The sequence below is a fragment of the Novosphingobium lindaniclasticum LE124 genome, from assembly GCF_000445125.1.
Taxonomy (GTDB): Bacteria; Pseudomonadota; Alphaproteobacteria; order Sphingomonadales; family Sphingomonadaceae; genus Novosphingobium; species Novosphingobium lindaniclasticum.
In genome coordinates, this window is sequence record NZ_ATHL01000015.1 from 1 (window position 1) to 16,497 (window position 16,497).

Sequence of the window (16,497 nt, forward strand, 5' to 3'; positions counted from 1 at the left end):
CAACCTCGCGGTTGCCGCCCCTTTTTTATTATCCGCTAGAGCCGGAGCTCCGACAGAAGTCGTCGCGCCGGAAGGATCAGGCGTCCTTCTTGCGGCTCTGCTTCTTGCGCTCGTTCGGGTCGAGGAAAGCCTTGCGCAGACGGATCGATTGCGGGGTCACTTCGACCATTTCGTCATCGTCGATATAGGCGATCGCCTGCTCCAGCGTCATCACGCGGGGCGGGGTAAGGCGGATGGCGTCGTCCTTGCCGGTCGAACGGAAGTTCGTCAGCTGCTTCGACTTCATCGGGTTCACTTCGAGATCGTCGGGCTTGGCGTTCTCGCCGATGATCATGCCCTCGTAGATCTTTTCCTGCGGCTTCACGAACAGGATGCCGCGATCTTCGAGGCTGTTCAGCGCGTAGCCGACGGCTTCACCGGTGCCGTTCGAGATCAGCACGCCGTTCTGGCGGCCTTCGATCGGACCCTTGTGGCTGTCGTACTTCTCGAACAGGCGGTTCATGATGCCGGTGCCGCGGGTGTCCGAAAGGAACTCGCCGTGGTAGCCGATCAGGCCGCGCGAAGGGGCCGAGAAGGTGATGCGGGTCTTGCCGGCGCCCGAGGGACGCATGTCGGTAAGCTCGGCCTTGCGGCGCTGCATCTTCTCGACGACGGTGCCCGAGAATTCGTCGTCGACATCGATCACGACGGTTTCGTAAGGTTCGGTGCGGCCGCCGTTTTCGTCCTTGCCGAACAGCACGCGCGGGCGGCTAATGCCCAGCTCGAAGCCTTCGCGGCGCATCGTCTCGATCACGACGCCCAGCTGGAGTTCGCCGCGACCGGCGACTTCGAAGCTGTCGCGGTCGGCCGATTCGGTGACGCGGATGGCGACGTTGGTTTCCGCTTCGCGCATCAGGCGGTCGCGGATCATGCGGCTCGTCACCTTGTCGCCTTCACGGCCCGCGAGCGGCGAGTCGTTGACGGCGAAGCGCATCGCCAGGGTCGGCGGATCGATCGGCTGGGCCTTGATCGGCACCGAAACCGAGGGATCGGCGATGGTGTTCGACACGGTGGCCTTTTCGAGGCCGGCCAGGGCGATGATGTCGCCGGCGCGGGCTTCTTCCACGGGCACGCGGTCGAGGCCGCGGAACGACAGCACCTTGGTGGCGCGGCCGACTTCGATCACCTTGCCGTCGGCGTCGATGGCGCGGATCGGGTCGTTCACCTTGAGCTTGCCCGACTGGACGCGGCCGGTGAGGACGCGGCCCATGAAGTTGTCACGGTCGAGCAGGGTGGCGAGGAACGAGAACGGCGCGTCCTGGTCGAGGTCGGGCGCAGGAACGTGCTCGACGATCTTTTCGAACAGCGGGGTCAGGTTGCCCTCGCGCGCGTCCGGATCGTAGCTGGCGTAGCCGTTACGGCCCGACGCGTAGAGGGTCGGGAAGTCGAGCTGTTCGTCGTTGGCGTCGAGGCTGACGAAAAGGTCGAACACTTCGTCCAGCACTTCGGCGTGACGGCCGTCGGGACGGTCGATCTTGTTGACGACGACGATCGGCTTCAGGCCGAGGCCCAGCGCCTTGCCGGTGACGAACTTGGTCTGCGGCATCGCGCCTTCCGACGAGTCCACCAGCAGGACGACGCCGTCGACCATCGAGAGGATGCGTTCCACTTCGGCGCCGAAGTCGGCGTGGCCGGGAGTGTCGACGATGTTGATGCGGTAGCCGTTCCACTCGATCGAAGTCGGCTTCGCAAGGATGGTGATCCCGCGTTCCTTTTCGAGGTCGTTCGAGTCCATGGCGCGTTCTTCGATGCGCTGGTTTTCACGGAACGTGCCGGACTGGCGGAAAAGCTGGTCGACGAGGGTGGTCTTGCCGTGGTCGACGTGCGCAATAATTGCGATATTGCGCAAGGGAAGCGGGGCGGACATGCAGTGCCTATCGGTTCGAGGAGTTGGCCAGCAGCGCATGCTGCGCCGCAAAATTGGCGCGCCCTTAACCGATCCCGGCAAATTCGGCAAGCGCGCAGGCGCCGTGTGCAATTGTGGCACTTGGGTTACATCTCGATAAATCCGTGTGCGTCTCCGCTTTATCGCCCAGAAGAATGATTGTTTCAGGCGCGTTATTCTCTTAGGATCGCAGCCATAAAGGGTGAGACGGTGACTCGAAACGCACCGCCGCCGGGAGAGGATGCCATAGGCTTTTCGGACGGGTTCTTCGTTAGCGGGCGAACCTGACGGCGAAGCCGCAACATCCCATGAAGATCGAGATCCAGCCGCGCCGCCACGGTGCGGCGGCGCGTTGCCGGCGCACAGCCGGAGCGCGACAGCGCGGAGCCGGTGGCAGGGAGGAGACGCCGGGACCGCAAACTCAGCCAGGGACGCGCCGGTTTTCCCGCGCGTCCCTTTTCCTTTCTCTGCCTTGCCGGAACATTTCCGCCGCTTGCCCGCTTGGCTTCGCGCCTTATAGTCGCGATCGAGTATCAAGGCATTGAGCAAGAGGGGAAATGACCATGCTGGAATACATGATCCTGCCGTTCAAACGCTACGCCGACTTCAAGGGGCGGTCGCTGCGGATCGAATACTGGGGCTTCGCCCTCCTGAACTTCATCGTCTTCGCGGTGATCCTGGCGATCTCGATGGCGCTGGGCCTATCCTTCGGCGCGTTCCAGCAGCTCGAGCAGGGCGGCGATCCTTCGGCGCTGTTCGGCGCCGGATTTTTCGTCCTGGTAGGCCTTGCCGGTCTCTACAGCCTTGCCGTCTTCATCCCGAGCATCGCCGTCGCCGTGCGCCGGTTTCACGACCGCGACATGAGCGGCTGGTGGTATCTCGGCTTCATCGTGCTTGGCGTGATCCCCCTGATCGGCTGGATCGCGACCATCGCTTCCTTCGTGATCACCTGCCTGCCCGGAACGCCTGGACCCAACCGCTTCGGCATGGATCCCCGCGACCCCACCGGCGCGGAAGTCTTCGCCTAAAGCTCTCGCAGGGCCCTTGCCGGTTTCGCGCGCAGCAGCGGCAGCGAGCCGGCAAGGGCGAATGTCAGGATCAGGGCGATGCCCGCGCCAAGCACCGCAAGGATGCGCGGCCAATCGGGCAGCCACTCGAATTCGAACAGCTTGACGATCACGGCCCAGGCCATGGCATTGCCCGCCGCGAGTGCGACGACGGCAAGGACCGCCGCGATCGATCCGTATTCGACCACTTGCAGCAGCAGGAGCTGCCTCCGGCTGGCGCCGATGACCCGCAGGATCACGTTGTCATAAGTGCGGCTGGCCCGCGCCGCTGCGATAGCGCCGAACAGTACGGCAAGCCCGGCCAGCACCGCGACAGAGGCGGCGGCGAGAATGGCGAGCGTCATCTGATCGAGCAAGTCGCGCGCCTGACGCAGAAGAGTGCCGGTCTCGATCACCGAGCTTGACGGGAACGCCCGCGCAAGGTCCGGCAGCAGCTTGGCCGTGGCTTTGCCCGGCGGCACTTCGATGGTTGCTGCAAGATTGTGCGGGGCGTCCGCCAGCGCGTTGGGCGAGAAGACCAGCACGAAGTTGAAGCCCAAGGTATCCCAGTCGATCCGGCGCAGGGTCGCCACTTTCGCGGTGCGTTCGACGCCGAGCACGCCGACCGTCACGTAGTCGCCCACTTTCAGGCCCACGGTCTGCGCGAATTTTTCGTCGAGGGAGACCAGCGGTTCGCCGTTGTAGCCATCCTGCCACCAGCGCCCGGACGTCACGGTGCTGCCCTCCGGCACGCGGGCCGAATAAGTGAGCCCGCGTTCTCCCTTGAGCGCCCAGGCACCCTCGGGAATTTCCTTTAGCTCCGATACGCGAATCATCCGCTCTCGCGGGCCATAAGCCAGGATGCGTCCCCGCATGTTCGGAACCGTCCGGACGACCGCCTGCGGCACCTGCCGTTCGGCGATCGCGCGCAGTTTTCCGTCCTCCGCCTTCGGTACGTCGAGCACGAAGTAGTCCGGGGCGCGGGCCGGCACGGTCTTGCGAATGTTCGCGTCGAGGCTGGTCTGGACGGCGGCGATCAGCACGAAGGCCGAAAGGCCGAATCCCAGGGCCGTCACCAGCGCGCCGGTCTGCGCGCCCGGTCGGTGGAGGTTGGCCAGACCGGCGCGCAGCATGGGATCGCGGGGGCGGGGCAGGCGGGCGGCGAGGCGGCGAATGGCGAACCCGATCAGTGCGAGCAGCGCCAGCATCAGCGCGGCGCCCCCGAGAAAGCCCAGCGTGACCAGCGGCTGCGCGGCGTTGATCAGGGCCAGTGCAATCACTGCGGCAAGGCCGAGCCCCACCGGCAGCAGCCATGTACGCCGCTGCGCCGCAAGCGGGGAGACTTGCGCGCGCATCAGCGCCATCGCGGGAAAGCTGCGCGCCCGGGCAAGAGGCGGCGCGGCGAAAATCAAGGCGACCAGCAGGCCATAGGCCGCCGCCGTCAGCAGCGCGCCCGGCGACACGGTAAATCCGGTATCGACCGGCAGCAGTGTGCCGAGCGCGCGGGCCAGCAGCGGTGTCACCAGAATGCCTGCGACCAGCCCCGCCACGCTGCCCGCCAGTGCTGCGACGCCGATTTGCAGGCGGTAGATCCGCGCAATGTCGCGACTGGCGGCGCCGAGCACTTTGAGCGTGGCGATGGAAGTGCGGCGCGCTTCGAGATAGGAGGATACCCCGCCGCCGATGCCGATTCCGGCAATGACCAGCGCGGCGAGGCCGACCAGCGTCAGGAACTGGCCCATGCGGCCGACGAAGCGCTCCGTCGAGGGTGAGGCGGAGTTGCGGGTGCGGGTTTCGAAGGCGTCATCCCCGAAGCGCTTTTTCAGTGTCGCGATCACCGCCTCCGGATCGCGCATGGGATCGGCGAACTTCACGCGCGTGGCGCTACGATACATGGCGCCAGGCTGGATCAGGCCGGCGCGCGCGGGCAGGTCGAGCGCCGAGATCGCCGCGTCGCCGAGCGCGAAGCCCTCGGAGAGCTTCTCCGGGTCGCTGGCGATCAGTCCGCCCACGCGCTGGTCCACGCCGCCGAGTGAAACCGTTTCCCCCGGCGCGACTCCGAGCCGCGCGGCGGTTCCCTCCGAAAGCCAGACCACGCCCGCAGGCGGCGCACCGACCTTGCGGCCGTCCTTGAGTTCGAGCCGCCCGTAAAGCGGCCAGTTCGCATCCACTGCCTTCAGCGCGACGGGCGCGGTCAGGTCGCCCTTGCGGGCCAATGCCTGCAGGCGCAGTCCCGTAGAGACTTTGCCGTAACGTGCCAGTGCTTCGGTTTCCTCGCTGGACAGGCTGCGCTGCCACGTCCTGAGCTCCACGTCGCCGCCCAGAACCTCGCGGCCGCGCGTCGTCAGTTCGCGTTCGATCGAGCCCGTCAGCGTGCCGATCGCCGCCAGTGCGCCGACGCCGAGGAACAGGCAGACCAGCAGCAGGCGCAGGCCCTTGAAGCGCGCGGACAGATCGCGGCGGGCCAGTTTCCAGGCCGTGGGCCAGGGCAGCGCCGCAGCGGGAGATCGCTCAGGCAAGTCTGTCGCTCGCGATCCGGCCATCGGCCAGGGTGACGACCCGCTCGCAGTGATGGGCGAGGCTTTCGTCATGCGTGATGATGAGCAGGGTCGCCCCTGCTTCGGCGCGGCGGGCGAACAGCAGGTCGACGATCGCGGCGCCGGTGGCGGCATCGAGGTTGCCGGTCGGCTCGTCGGCGAAGACCAGCGAGGGACGCGGAGCCAGGGCGCGGGCGATGGCCACGCGCTGCTGTTCTCCGCCGGAAAGCTGGGCGGGATAATGCGAGAGGCGATGGCCGAGGCCGACGGCGGTGAGTTCCGCCTCGGCGCGCTCGCGCGCGCCGTCCATCCCGGCCAGTTCCAGCGGCGTCGCCACGTTCTCGAGTGCGGTCATCGTCGGCAGAAGGTGGAAAGCCTGCAGCACGACGCCGATCCGGCCTCTGCGCGCCTGCGCGAGCGCATCTTCGTCCATCGCCGAAAAGTTCTGCCCGGCTACGCTGAGCGAACCCGAACTCGCCCGCTCCAGCCCCGAGAGCACCGACATCAGCGAGGATTTGCCCGAGCCGGACGGACCAAGCAGCGCCAGGGTCTGGCCACGAGGCACGACCAGGTCGATTCCCTTGAGGATTTCGACCGCACTGTCGCCGGTGCCGAGGGTGAGACGCAGGTCCTGCGCGAGAATTGACGGGGCGGGGGGCTGGGAAGGATCGCTCACCTGCCCCATATGGCGAGGCGAAGTCCCGTATTTCAAGGAGAAAGCCTTGCGCGCCCATGCGAAAGTCCTGCTGGCCCCGTCGCTCCTGCTGCCGGTCCTGCTCAGCGCCTGCGACAGGGGCGGGGAAGAGGCAGCGCCGCCCGCCGCCGAGCAGACCTCCGGGGAAGCCCGGAGCGCTCTCGATGCGCCGCCGGCCATTCCGGTCATGGGGCCGGAGCGGCCGATCCTGGCCTTCGGAGATTCGCTGCTGGCGGGCTATGGCCTGGAGGATGGCGAAAGCTATCCCGATCGCCTCGAACAGGCGCTGCGCGCGCGCGGGGTGAACGCCAGGATCGCCAATGCCGGGGTCTCCGGCGACACTACGGCAGCGGGGCTGGAGCGGCTGGATTTCACGCTGAAAAGCCAGACGCCCAAACCCGAACTCGCCATCGTCAGCCTGGGCGGCAACGACATGTTGCGCTCGCTGCCCCCCGCCGAAACGCGCCGGAACCTCGAGGAAATCCTCAAGCGCCTGAAGGGCGACAACATCCGCGTGCTGCTGCTGGGCATGATGGCGGCGCCCAACCTGGGCAAGGACTATTCGGCAAAGTTCAATCCGATCTATCCGCAACTCGCCCAGGAATACGGCGCGACGCTGGTGCCGTTCTTCCTTCAGCCGGTGATCGACAAGCCCGACCTGATGCAGCAGGACCATGTCCATCCCACTGCGCTCGGCATCGACGCTATCGTGACCGCCACGGTGGACGATGTGGTGGCGGCGCTTCCAAAGCGGGAGGCTGCAGCTACCGGTGCTACCCCAGCCGGTACACCGCGCCCGCACTGACGTTCCAGACCGCCGCCTCGTTCGCGATGGCGTCGAAGGGGGCAAGTTCGGTTCCGGTCAGCCAAACTTGCGCCGAGCCTGCGCGCAGGCGGTCGAACAGGGCTTCGCGCCGCAAGGGATCGAGATGGGCGGCGACTTCGTCGAGCAGCAGCAGGCGCGGGCGTTGCTCCGCGCCGCTTTCGAGCAATTGCGAATGGGCGAGCGTGATCGCGATCAGCATCGCCTTCTGCTCGCCGGTCGAGCATTCGGCCGCAGGCTGGCCCCGGCTCGATGCGCCGCCTGATCCCTTGCCCGCCATGGTTACCAGGACCTCGTCGCGATGCGGGCCGGTCAGGGTCCGCTGGGCGGCGCGTTCGCGGGATCGTCCGCTGCGCAGAGCCTGGGCCAGAGCATCGGCCCCGATCGGCCCGCCCGGCTGATAGGCGAGCGAGGGCCGTGCGAAAGGCGAGTCGGGCAGGGCGCTAAGCGTTTCCTCCAGCCGCTCGATCAGGTCGGCGCGGGCGGCAGCGACCAGCGACCCGGCCTCGGCAAGCTGCATCTCGATCGCATCGAGCCAGCGGGGATCGGGCGGCCTATCGTCGGACAGCAGGCGATTGCGTTCGCGCAGCGCGTTTTCGAGGCGGGTGGCATTGCCCGCGTGATCGGGCCGGACGGCGAGCACCAGCCGATCGAGAAACCGCCGACGCGCACCCGCGCCCTCGACGAAGAGGCGGTCCATCGCCGGGGTCAGCCAGCCGATGGACATCCATTCGGCCAGACGCACGGCCGGCGCCTCGGCGCCGTTGATCTGGACAAGACGCCTGCCGGGACGCTCGGCAAGGACGCCGGTGCCGAGTTGTACCGGCTCCTCTTCCGCGACCATGAGCGCGGCGCTGACGGCGAAACCGCCGTCAAAATCCTGCCCCGGCATCTCGGCAAGGCCCGCCCGGCGCAGGCCGCGTCCCGGCGACAGCAACGAGATCGCTTCGAGTACATTGGTCTTGCCCGCGCCGTTCTCGCCCACCAGGAGGTTGAACTGCGCCGTGCCTTCCACTGCAGTCTCGCGGTGGTTGCGGAAGCGGGACAGGAGGATGCGGTCGAGCATGATCGACGGCGGACCTACCGTTGCGAGCCGCCTATGCCAAGCGCGCGTGGCGGTTTATTCGGGGAGGGTTCTGCCAGCCTTGGCGAATGGTGAAAAGTCCACGTTGCTGTCGAACACGTCCACGCCTTCCCGGCGCTTGAGCCAGCCGACCACTGCGTAAGTCACCGGGGTCAGCACGACTTCCCAGGCGGTCTTGATCAGCCACTGGGTCAGCGCCAGAAAAGCGATCGAATGCGGCGTGAAGCCGGCGACGCCCAGGAACGCCAGCGGGTAGAACAGGGCGCTGTCCACGCCCTGGCCGAAGACCGTCGAACCGATGGTGCGGCTCCACAGGTGCCTGCCTCGGGTCCAGACCTTCATCCGCGCCAGGACAAAGGAATTGACGAACTCTCCCGCCCAGAATGCGCAGACGGAAGCGAAGACGATGCGCGGAGTCTGCCCGAAGATCGCATGATAGGCGGCCTGGTTGGGCGCGGTCACTTCCTTGCCGGCAACGGTGTAGGTGGCCGAGGCAAGCGCCCATTCCGGGTTGGCGGGTATCCCGACCACGACCACGCTCATCATGACCATGAACAGCAGCGCGAAGAAGCCCACCCAGATGCAGCGGCGCGCATGGGCATAGCCGTAGACCTCGGTCAGCACGTCGCCGATGATGTAGGACACCGGGAAGAACAGCACGCCTGCCCCGAACGTCACCGGTCCCACGAGCGGGAAGTCGACTTGCGCCTGCTTCGCCGCGCCGATCAGGTTGGAGAGCAGCAGGATCACCACGAAGGCGACCAGCATATAGTCGAAGTAGCGGAAATGGCGCCGCGCCCCCGCTGCGCCGTCGATGCGGGAGAGAGGGCTGCTGGAAAGGTCTGCGTCGCTCATGGACTGTGCGTAACCTTTCGCTGCAATGCCGCAAAGAACAACTTGCGACGTCCATGCGGTTTGCGTGCGCGGCGAACCGCGCTATGGGGAGCACAACGCGCGCCCGTAGCTCAGCTGGATAGAGCACGAGCCTTCTAAGCTTGGGGTCACAGGTTCGAACCCTGTCGGGCGCGCCAATTCTTCTTCAGCGGCATCGTCGGGCTACGAAAGATCCAAGGGGTTTTGCGCCGCGCTGCAAGGGACTAGGTAGCCGACATGAATCGGCTTCTCTCCCGCTTGAACATCGATCCCTACCTGCTCATGCTGCTGTCGACGGTCGGGATCGCCTCCATCGTGCCGGCACGGGGCATCTGGGCGGGGATCGCGGGCGGCGTTGCCGATGCGGCGATCGCGCTGCTGTTCTTTCTCCACGGCGCCAAGCTGTCGCGCGAGGCCATCCTCGATGGGGCCCGGGCGTGGAAGCTGCACCTGACGGTAGCATGTCTTACGTTCGTGATCTTCCCGCTGCTGGGGCTCGGCATCCGTGCCATCCCCGGGCTGGAGCCTTCGCTGGCTACGGGCGTGCTGTTCCTCACGCTGCTGCCCTCGACCGTGCAATCCTCGATCGCCTTCACCGCCATCGCCGGAGGCAACGTGGCGGCGGCCGTGTGCAGCGCTTCGTTCTCGAATCTGGCGGGCATCTTCGTCACACCGGTGCTGACGGCCTTGTTCATCACCGGAGAAGCGCAGGGGTTCTCGACCGATCCGATCGTGTCAATCTCGCTGCAACTCCTGCTGCCGTTCGTGGCGGGGCACCTGCTGCGCCCGTGGATCGGCGGCTTCGTGCAGCGTCACAAGACGCTGCTGGGCTACACGGATCGAGGCTCGATCCTGCTGGTGGTCTACACCGCGTTCGGCGCCGCCGTGCTCGAAGGTCTGTGGCAGAAGGTGACGCTGGGCGAACTGGCGCTGATCGCGGTGCTGTCGCTGGCGCTTCTGGCGGCCATCATGGTGATCGGCAACCTCATGGGACGCCTGCTGGGCTTTTCGCACGAGGACCGCATCGTCATCCTCTTCTGCGGGTCGAAGAAGAGCCTGGCGACCGGGGTACCGCTGGCGGGCGTCTTGTTCCCGGCCGCGCAAGTGGGGGCGATCATCCTGCCGCTGATGTTCTTCCACCAGATCCAACTTATGGTCTGTGCCGTGCTGGCGCGGCGCTTGGCGGCGCAGTCGGAAGCGGAAAGATCGGGCGCCGAAGTCTCGGAGTGAAGCGCCGATTTAAGGGTTCATGAACCCGATCGCGCGATAATCGCCGCATGACTCGCCCCTTCCTCGAACGCCGATCCAGACGACGACCGGTCTCGCTGCCGGCGCGGTGCGGCAGTGCGGGGGGCTTGCGCGGTGACGGCCTGCATGACAGGTGCGAGATGTCCGACCTCACCGCCGAAGGCTGCTGCGTGAGAAACGCAGGCATCGCGCTGCTCGTGGGCATGCGGGTGGTGATCCGCGCCAGGGAGTTCGAGAGCCTGACCGGCATCGTCCGCTGGCTGAGCGGGGAGTTCTGCGGCGTCGAGTTCGACCGGCCGCTTCGCGGCGCGGTGGTGGATCACCTCGTGCACCTCCATGCGACGTTCACGCCCGAGCGACACGCGGTGGGCTGAGGCCGCGGTTTCCCAGCTTACCGTCTTCCCAGCCTGACGGTAACGGCTCAGCCGCGATCGGCCTCTGCCCGAAGCTGGCCGCGCACGGGATATCCGTGGCCGTCCGGGATCATCAGCCATTCCTCGCCTTCGATCGTTTCGATAACGGGATGGATGCGTTCCACCGGATGCCGGGCGATGTCCGCCAGCGCGTCCTCATGGCTGGCGAATCTGGCCAGCCGTTCGAGATTGCGGCGCGTGGGGTAGATCACCGCGATTTCCCCGCGCAGCGCCATGTCAAGCGCCTGGGCCGCGCTGGCCCAGAACAGGCGCGTGTTCTCGGTAGCGTCCACCGTCACATCGACGGCGCCGGTGCCGAGGTTCGTCACGAAGAAGCGCGTGTCGAAGCCCTTGTCCCAGGGCGGGCACCAGTGCGCGTAAAGCACGAGGTTTTGCGGCGCGAGCGTCCAGCCGAACTGCTCCAGCACCGGGGCCAGCGTACCGCACTCCAGCAGGAGGAGGCGCGCCTTTGCGGCCTCGGCGGCGCTGACCGGCTGTTCGGTGGCGACCATCAGGCCGGTTTCTTCAAGCGTTTCGCGGATGGCGGCGATCCGGGCGGCAGCCATTTCGATCGGTTCACCCGGCATGAGCGCGGCAGCCAGCGCGCGGTCGGCCAGATCGACGCGTCCGCCGGGGAAGACGGCCGCACCGCCGGCAAAGCGCATTTCGCGCGCGCGCTGGACCATCAGCAGTTCCGGCGGGCCGCCGTCGGCTGCATTGCGGAAGATCACGAGGGTGGCGGCCGGAACCACTTTGGGGCCATCGGCCGGCATCGGATCGTTGCTGGGCGTGTAGAGGGTCATCCCCGCGAGATTGCGAGTCCGGCCGGGAGAAACAAGTGAATTTGTCGGGATGAGCGTGATCTTGCCCTCGTCATTGCGAGGAGGCGGAGCCGACCGGCAATCCAGAGTTGCGCAAAGCCGCCCTGGATTACTTGGCTACGCTCGCAATGCGAGAGTGGAGGGTAGGTCTCGGGCGCCGTCCGGCGAGCCACACCGTCGGCCTGCTTTACAGTCTCTCCCGCGCGGAGCGCTGGGAGAGGCTTTCGAATCGCGGCATCGCGAAAAGCGGGAATGGCAGGGCTCTCGTGCTGAACGGGTGAATGTACCCGAGAGCGAATGAGACGGCGAATGTCTCCCGGCCCGCACGAAAAAGCGCCCGAGGTTTCCCGCGGGCGCCTTTCGGAATCACGTTCGACCGGCCTTTCGGCCCGCCCGATCAGCCCTGGGTGGCGAGACCGGTGTCGATGAAGAGCTGGTGCAGTTCGCCGGCCTCGTACATCTCCATCATGATGTCGCTGCCGCCGACCAATTCGCCCTTCACGTAGAGCTGGGGGATCGTCGGCCAATCCGAATAGGCCTTGATGCCCTGGCGGATATCCATGTCCTGCAGCACGTCCACGCTCTCGTAAGGCGCGCCGAGCTGATCGAGGATGGCGATCGCACGGCTGGAGAAGCCGCACTGCGGGAACAGCGGCGTGCCCTTCATGAACAGGACGATGTCGTTGTTCTTTACAATCTCTTCGATACGGGCGTTGGCGTCGGACATTTCAGTTGAACCTTCAGAATGTGCCCAGATCAATTGGGGACGGCAGTGGTGAGTTGCAAGGCGTGGAGCACGCCGCCCATGCGGCCGCCCAGCGCTTCGTAGACCATCTTGTGCTGGGCGACGCGGGGCTTGCCCGCGAAAGCGGCGCTGGTGACGCGCGCGGCATAATGGTCGCCGTCTCCGGCAAGATCGGTGATCTCGACCGTCGCGTCGGGCAGGGCGGCGCGGATCATCGCTTCGATTTCGCTGGCAGGCATGGCCATGGGAACGATTCCTTTATTCAGCCGAGGAAAGCGCGGCGGGCCTCGACCTGCTTGGCTTCCAGTGCGGCGCGGATTTCGGGTTCGGAGGCATCGACGCCGGCGGCGATGAGATCGCCCAGCAGCTTGCGGATCACGTCTTCGTCGCCGGCTTCCTCGAAGTCGGCCTGGACCACCGCCTTGGCATAGGCTTCGGTTTCGGCGTGAGAAAGGCCCATGCGAGCGGCCGCCCACTCGCCCAGCAGGCGGTTACGGCGCGCCTGGATGCGGAACTGGGTGTCGGCATCATGCACGAACCTGGCTTCTTCGCCGCGTTCGCGATCCTGGAAACTCGTCATCGGATACCCTCGGGATAGGACTTCATCCTGCCGATAGGGGGCGAAGCGGGGCGGGGCAATGGCGTTTTACGCGTCGTCGTCCCGGAACCGATCCGGGGCCGCTGGCAGGGGACGGCCCACCTTGAGGCAGAGCGTCCTTCGCAAGCTATCGCCTGGAGAACTGCCAGCGGTCCCGGATGGTGTCCGGGATGACAGGTTTTCAAGCCGTCGCGGGTGTCTTTGCCAGGAACGGCAGCGAATCGCGTGCCTTCGCTTCATGGGCCGCGATCGCGTCGCCCTGAGCCATGGTCAGGCCCACTTCGTCCAGACCGCCCAGCAGGCAGTGCTTGCGGAAGGGGTCGATCTCGAAGCGGTAGCGGTCCTGAAAACGCGTGGTGACGGTCTGCGTCTCCAGGTCGATTTCGATGGGATCGGTTTGCGCCACCTCCATCAGCCGGTCGATCGCTTCCTGCGGAAGGGCCACGGTGAGGATGCCGTTCTTGAAGGCATTGCCCGAGAAGATGTCCGAGAAGCTCGGCGCGATCACGCTGGTCACGCCCATGTCGAGCAGGGCCCAGGCGGCATGTTCGCGACTGGAACCGCAGCCGAAGTTATCGCCCGCGATCAGGATTGGCGCGCCCGAGAACTCGGGGTTCTCGAACACGTTGCCTTCTTCCTTCTTCACCGCTTCGAAGGCGCCCTTGCCAAGGCCTTCGCGGGTGATGGTCTTGAGCCAGTGCGCCGGGATGATGACGTCGGTGTCGACGTTCTTGCGGCCGAACGGGATGGCCCGTCCGGCAACGTGGGAGATCGCCTTCATCAATCGGTCTCGGGTGCCTGTTCGGGGTGCAGCGGCTTTTCGTTCTGACGGGCCTTGCGGCGCTTGACGAAGAGCAGGGCGGCGGCGATCGCGGCGGAACCGATGGCGGCGCCGGCGGCGAGAGCGGCCTTGCCGGCCAGGTTGTTTTCCGAATCGTTCGACATGTCGTGCTTATCCTACCAGTTCGCGCACATCGGTGAGCCTGCCGGTGACCGCGGCGGCGGCGGCCATGGCGGGGCTCATCAGGTGGGTTCGGCTGCCGGGGCCCTGGCGGCCGGTGAAATTGCGGTTGCTGGTCGAGGCGCAGCGCTCCCCGGCCGGAACCTTGTCGGGATTCATGGCGAGACAGGCCGAGCAGCCCGGTTCGCGCCATTCCAGGCCCGCCTCGACGATGATCTTGTCCAGCCCTTCGGCCTCGGCCTGTGCCTTGACCAGGCCCGAGCCGGGGACGACGATCGCCCACTTGACGTTGTCGGCCTTGTGGCGGCCCTTGAGCACGGCGGCGGCGGCGCGGATGTCCTCGATGCGGCTGTTGGTGCACGAACCGATGAAGACGTTCTGCACTTCCACGTCGGTGAGCTTGGTGCCCGGCGTCAGGCCCATGTAGTCGAGGCTGACCTTCACCGCGTCGCGCTTGGAGGCGTCGGCGAAGTCTTCCGGCGCGGGGACCACGCCGCCGATCGCCGAGGTATCCTCGGGGCTGGTGCCCCAGGTGACGGTCGGCTGGATATCTTCGGCCCGGATCGAGACGGTCTTGTCGAACGTCGCGCCCTGGTCGGTGGCGAGGCTGTTCCACCAAGCCACGGCCTTGTCCCAGTCTTCGCCTCTGGGCGCATAGGGGCGGCCCTGGACATAGGCGATCGTGGTTTCGTCAGGCGCGATCAGGCCGGCGCGGGCGCCGCCCTCGATCGCCATGTTGCATACCGTGAGGCGGCCCTCGACCGACATTTCCTCGAACACGTTGCCACGGAACTCGATCACATAGCCGGTGCCGCCGGCGGTGCCGATCACGCCGATGATGTGAAGGACCACGTCCTTGGGCGTGACCCCGGCGCCAAGCTGGCCGTCGACGCGGACCTCGAAGCTCTTCGACTGTTTGAGCAGCAGGGTCTGGGTGGCGAGGACATGTTCGACTTCGCTGGTGCCGATGCCGAAAGCCAGCGCGCCGATGCCGCCGTGGCAGGCGGTGTGGCTGTCGCCGCAGACGATCGTGGCGCCGGGCAGGGAGAAGCCCTGCTCGGGACCGACGACGTGGACGATGCCCTGTTCGGCATCGGTGGCGTCGATGTAGCGCACGCCGAATTCGGGTGCGTTGCGCTTCAGCGCGGCCAGCTGCTGCGCGCTTTCGGGATCGGTGATCGGCAGGACGCGCCCTTCGGCGTCCTTGCGCGCGGTGGTGGGCAGGTTGTGGTCGGGAACCGCAAGGGTGAGATCGGGACGGCGCACTGGACGACCGGCCACGCGTAGGCTCTCAAAAGCCTGCGGGCTCGTCACTTCGTGTACGAGGTGACGGTCGATATAGATGAGGCTCGTTCCGTCGTCGCGGGTGTCGACGACGTGGGCGTCCCAGATCTTCTGGTAGAGGGTGCGCGGTTTCGTGGTCATGGTGAAAGCGCGATTAGGCGCGCCGCTCCCGCAATTCAAGGGGAACCGGCGCGCCTTTTCGCGCAATATTATTCGCTAAGTGGTCAACCGTGGCTTCTCGGTTTAGCGGCGGGGGCCGCGATGATCGGCGCGCAGCGCGGCTTCGACACGGTTGATCCGGCTTTCCAGCGTCTGGATTTCGCGGGCGTTCAGTCCGCCCCGCGAATAGGTGCCGTAGAGGCGCTGGATTTCGGCGGTGTCCTTGCGCAAGTTGGCGGCTTCGCGCTGGCTGATCGTGCGGCGGGCAGCGGCGCGATCGATCTTCGCGCGCAGGCTGGAGATGTCGGAGCGGACCTTGGCTTCACGGTTGGGGCCGTGGCGAACGTCATGACGGGGAGCGGCTTCGGCTATGGTCGGCGCAATGGCCGAAAGGCCCAGCGTGGCCACCAGGGCGGGAGCGATGAAGCGGGCGATCTTGCGCATGAGAGTTTCCTTCTGTCTGCCGGCGTTGTTCCGTGAATTCAGGTTTAGGGGTCTCAACATGAACGGCAGAAGACTCACAGGTCACAGTCCTGTCGGCATTTGTAACTAAGTGTCACAAGCATAAGTCTGTACATCGACCCCGCGACCCGAAGGGAGAGGGTGCCTGAGAGAACAGAGGAATGCAGGGCAGCCGCGTACAGCCACGTGTTGTCGCGTCTGCATCTGCATTCCCACTCTCGCATTGGAATCGCCGGTACAGATGGCCTGACATTTGGCGTCCAGGAGGCTAGAAGGTCTCCATGTCTTTTCTTTCCGCCGTCCTGCTGCCGGTCTTGATCGTGCTCGCTTCCGCCGCTGCCATGGAATTCGTGGCTTGGGCCAGCCACAAGTACATCATGCATGGTTTCGGCTGGGCCTGGCATCGCGATCACCATGAGCCGCACGACAATCTCCTGGAGAAGAACGACCTCTATGCGCTCGTCGGCGCGGCCATCAGCATTTCGATGTTCGCGGTGGGATCGCCGCTGGTCATGGGCGCGGATGCCTGGGAGCCGGGAACCTGGATCGGGCTGGGCGTGCTGCTCTACGGCGTCATCTATACGCTGATCCATGACGGTCTCGTCCACCAGCGCTACTTCAAGTGGGTGCCCAAGCGCGGCTATGCCAAGCGGCTGGTGCAGGCGCACAAGCTGCACCACGCGACGATCGGCAAGGAAGGCGGGGTGAGCTTCGGCTTCGTGGTGGCGCGCGATCCGGCGGTGCTCAAGCGCGAACTGCGCCGTCAGCGCGAGCAGGGCGTTGCCGTCCTGCGCGAGGCGGTGGACTAGCTTTACGTCGTCCCGG

18 protein-coding genes and 1 tRNA gene are annotated in these 16,497 nt (G+C 66.2%); 6 read left to right on the top strand and 13 right to left on the bottom strand.

Features of this window, described 5'->3' with window-relative positions:
• Window positions 1-76 precede the first annotated feature (76 nt).
• On the bottom strand, window positions 77-1,906 hold the full coding sequence (gene typA / locus L284_RS26660; protein ID WP_021232318.1) for a translational GTPase TypA: 1,830 nt from the start codon (window positions 1,904-1,906) through the stop codon (window positions 77-79).
• 575 nt (window positions 1,907-2,481) lie between these two features.
• Between typA and L284_RS26665 the strand changes: the two genes are divergently transcribed.
• Window positions 2,482-2,952: a DUF805 domain-containing protein gene (locus L284_RS26665; protein WP_021232319.1), complete on the top strand. Its 471-nt coding sequence runs from the start codon at window positions 2,482-2,484 to the stop codon at window positions 2,950-2,952.
• Here the strand turns inward: L284_RS26665 and L284_RS26670 are convergent.
• Window positions 2,949-5,489 carry an ABC transporter permease gene (locus L284_RS26670; protein WP_021232320.1) on the bottom strand — a complete coding sequence of 847 codons (2,541 nt, stop codon included), beginning with the start codon at window positions 5,487-5,489 and terminating at the stop codon, window positions 2,949-2,951. The genes L284_RS26665 and L284_RS26670 overlap by 4 nt on opposite strands.
• Window positions 5,482-6,192 (bottom strand): ABC transporter ATP-binding protein, encoded by a 711-nt coding sequence (locus L284_RS26675; RefSeq protein ID WP_021232321.1) that lies wholly within the window; start codon window positions 6,190-6,192, stop codon window positions 5,482-5,484. The genes L284_RS26670 and L284_RS26675 overlap by 8 nt, the downstream gene beginning before the upstream one ends.
• A 37-nt stretch (window positions 6,193-6,229) precedes the next feature.
• On the opposite strand from L284_RS26675, the gene L284_RS26680 reads away from it, so the two are divergent.
• Entirely contained in the window at window positions 6,230-7,006 is a 777-nt protein-coding gene (locus tag L284_RS26680) for an arylesterase (protein WP_021232322.1), read from the top strand.
• On the opposite strand, the gene recF is transcribed toward L284_RS26680, so the two are convergent.
• Together recF and L284_RS26690 are read right to left on the bottom strand one after the other, a co-directional pair.
• The gene (gene recF, locus L284_RS26685) at window positions 6,975-8,090 is read right to left on the bottom strand and encodes a DNA replication/repair protein RecF (protein ID WP_021232323.1); all 1,116 of its coding nucleotides are present in this window, start codon (window positions 8,088-8,090) and stop codon (window positions 6,975-6,977) included. The two genes, L284_RS26680 and recF, sit on opposite strands and share 32 nt — an antisense overlap.
• Window positions 8,091-8,144: 54 nt before the next feature.
• On the bottom strand, window positions 8,145-8,963 hold the full coding sequence (locus L284_RS26690; protein WP_021232324.1) for a queuosine precursor transporter: 819 nt from the start codon (window positions 8,961-8,963) through the stop codon (window positions 8,145-8,147).
• 99 nt (window positions 8,964-9,062) lie between these two features.
• Here L284_RS26690 and L284_RS26695 point away from each other — a divergent pair.
• The 3 genes from L284_RS26695 (at window position 9,063) to L284_RS26705 (ending at window position 10,603) form a co-directional block, all read left to right on the top strand.
• Window positions 9,063-9,139 (top strand) — tRNA-Arg (locus L284_RS26695).
• Between the two features lie 79 nt (window positions 9,140-9,218).
• On the top strand, window positions 9,219-10,211 hold the full coding sequence (locus L284_RS26700) for a bile acid:sodium symporter family protein (protein WP_021232325.1): 993 nt from the start codon (window positions 9,219-9,221) through the stop codon (window positions 10,209-10,211).
• A 158-nt stretch (window positions 10,212-10,369) separates the two neighbouring features.
• The gene (locus tag L284_RS26705; protein ID WP_021232326.1) at window positions 10,370-10,603 is read left to right on the top strand and encodes a hypothetical protein; all 234 of its coding nucleotides are present in this window, start codon (window positions 10,370-10,372) and stop codon (window positions 10,601-10,603) included.
• 47 nt (window positions 10,604-10,650) lie between these two features.
• Here L284_RS26705 and L284_RS26710 read toward each other — a convergent pair whose 3' ends face one another.
• The 8 genes from L284_RS26710 to L284_RS26745 form a co-directional block, all read right to left on the bottom strand.
• Window positions 10,651-11,445, bottom strand: a complete 795-nt coding sequence (locus tag L284_RS26710; RefSeq protein ID WP_021232327.1) for an NUDIX hydrolase — start codon at window positions 11,443-11,445, stop codon at window positions 10,651-10,653.
• Between the two features lie 415 nt (window positions 11,446-11,860).
• On the bottom strand, window positions 11,861-12,190 hold the full coding sequence (gene grxD, locus L284_RS26720; RefSeq protein ID WP_021232329.1) for a Grx4 family monothiol glutaredoxin: 330 nt from the start codon (window positions 12,188-12,190) through the stop codon (window positions 11,861-11,863).
• Window positions 12,191-12,219: 29 nt separating this feature from the next.
• Entirely contained in the window at window positions 12,220-12,453 is a 234-nt protein-coding gene (locus tag L284_RS26725) for a BolA/IbaG family iron-sulfur metabolism protein (protein ID WP_021232330.1), read from the bottom strand.
• 17 nt (window positions 12,454-12,470) lie between these two features.
• A complete protein-coding gene (locus tag L284_RS26730) occupies window positions 12,471-12,788 on the bottom strand; it encodes a DUF1476 domain-containing protein (protein WP_021232331.1) in 318 nt (105 codons plus the stop codon).
• 199 nt (window positions 12,789-12,987) lie between these two features.
• Window positions 12,988-13,587, bottom strand: coding sequence for a 3-isopropylmalate dehydratase small subunit (gene leuD / locus L284_RS26735; RefSeq protein WP_021232332.1), 600 nt, complete (start codon window positions 13,585-13,587; stop codon window positions 12,988-12,990).
• On the bottom strand, window positions 13,587-13,751 hold the full coding sequence (locus L284_RS48355; RefSeq protein WP_021232333.1) for a hypothetical protein: 165 nt from the start codon (window positions 13,749-13,751) through the stop codon (window positions 13,587-13,589). The genes leuD and L284_RS48355 overlap by 1 nt, the downstream gene beginning before the upstream one ends.
• Before the next feature lie 7 nt (window positions 13,752-13,758).
• Complete coding sequence (gene leuC / locus L284_RS26740; RefSeq protein WP_021232334.1) at window positions 13,759-15,192, bottom strand: 3-isopropylmalate dehydratase large subunit; 1,434 nt, start codon at window positions 15,190-15,192, stop codon at window positions 13,759-13,761.
• Window positions 15,193-15,294: 102 nt separating this feature from the next.
• Window positions 15,295-15,654: a hypothetical protein gene (locus tag L284_RS26745; RefSeq protein ID WP_021232335.1), complete on the bottom strand. Its 360-nt coding sequence runs from the start codon at window positions 15,652-15,654 to the stop codon at window positions 15,295-15,297.
• 299 nt (window positions 15,655-15,953) lie between these two features.
• Here L284_RS26745 and L284_RS26750 point away from each other — a divergent pair, with 299 nt between their 5' ends.
• Window positions 15,954-16,481: a sterol desaturase family protein gene (locus L284_RS26750; RefSeq protein WP_021232336.1), complete on the top strand. Its 528-nt coding sequence runs from the start codon at window positions 15,954-15,956 to the stop codon at window positions 16,479-16,481.
• The last annotated feature ends 16 nt before the right edge of the window (window positions 16,482-16,497 follow it).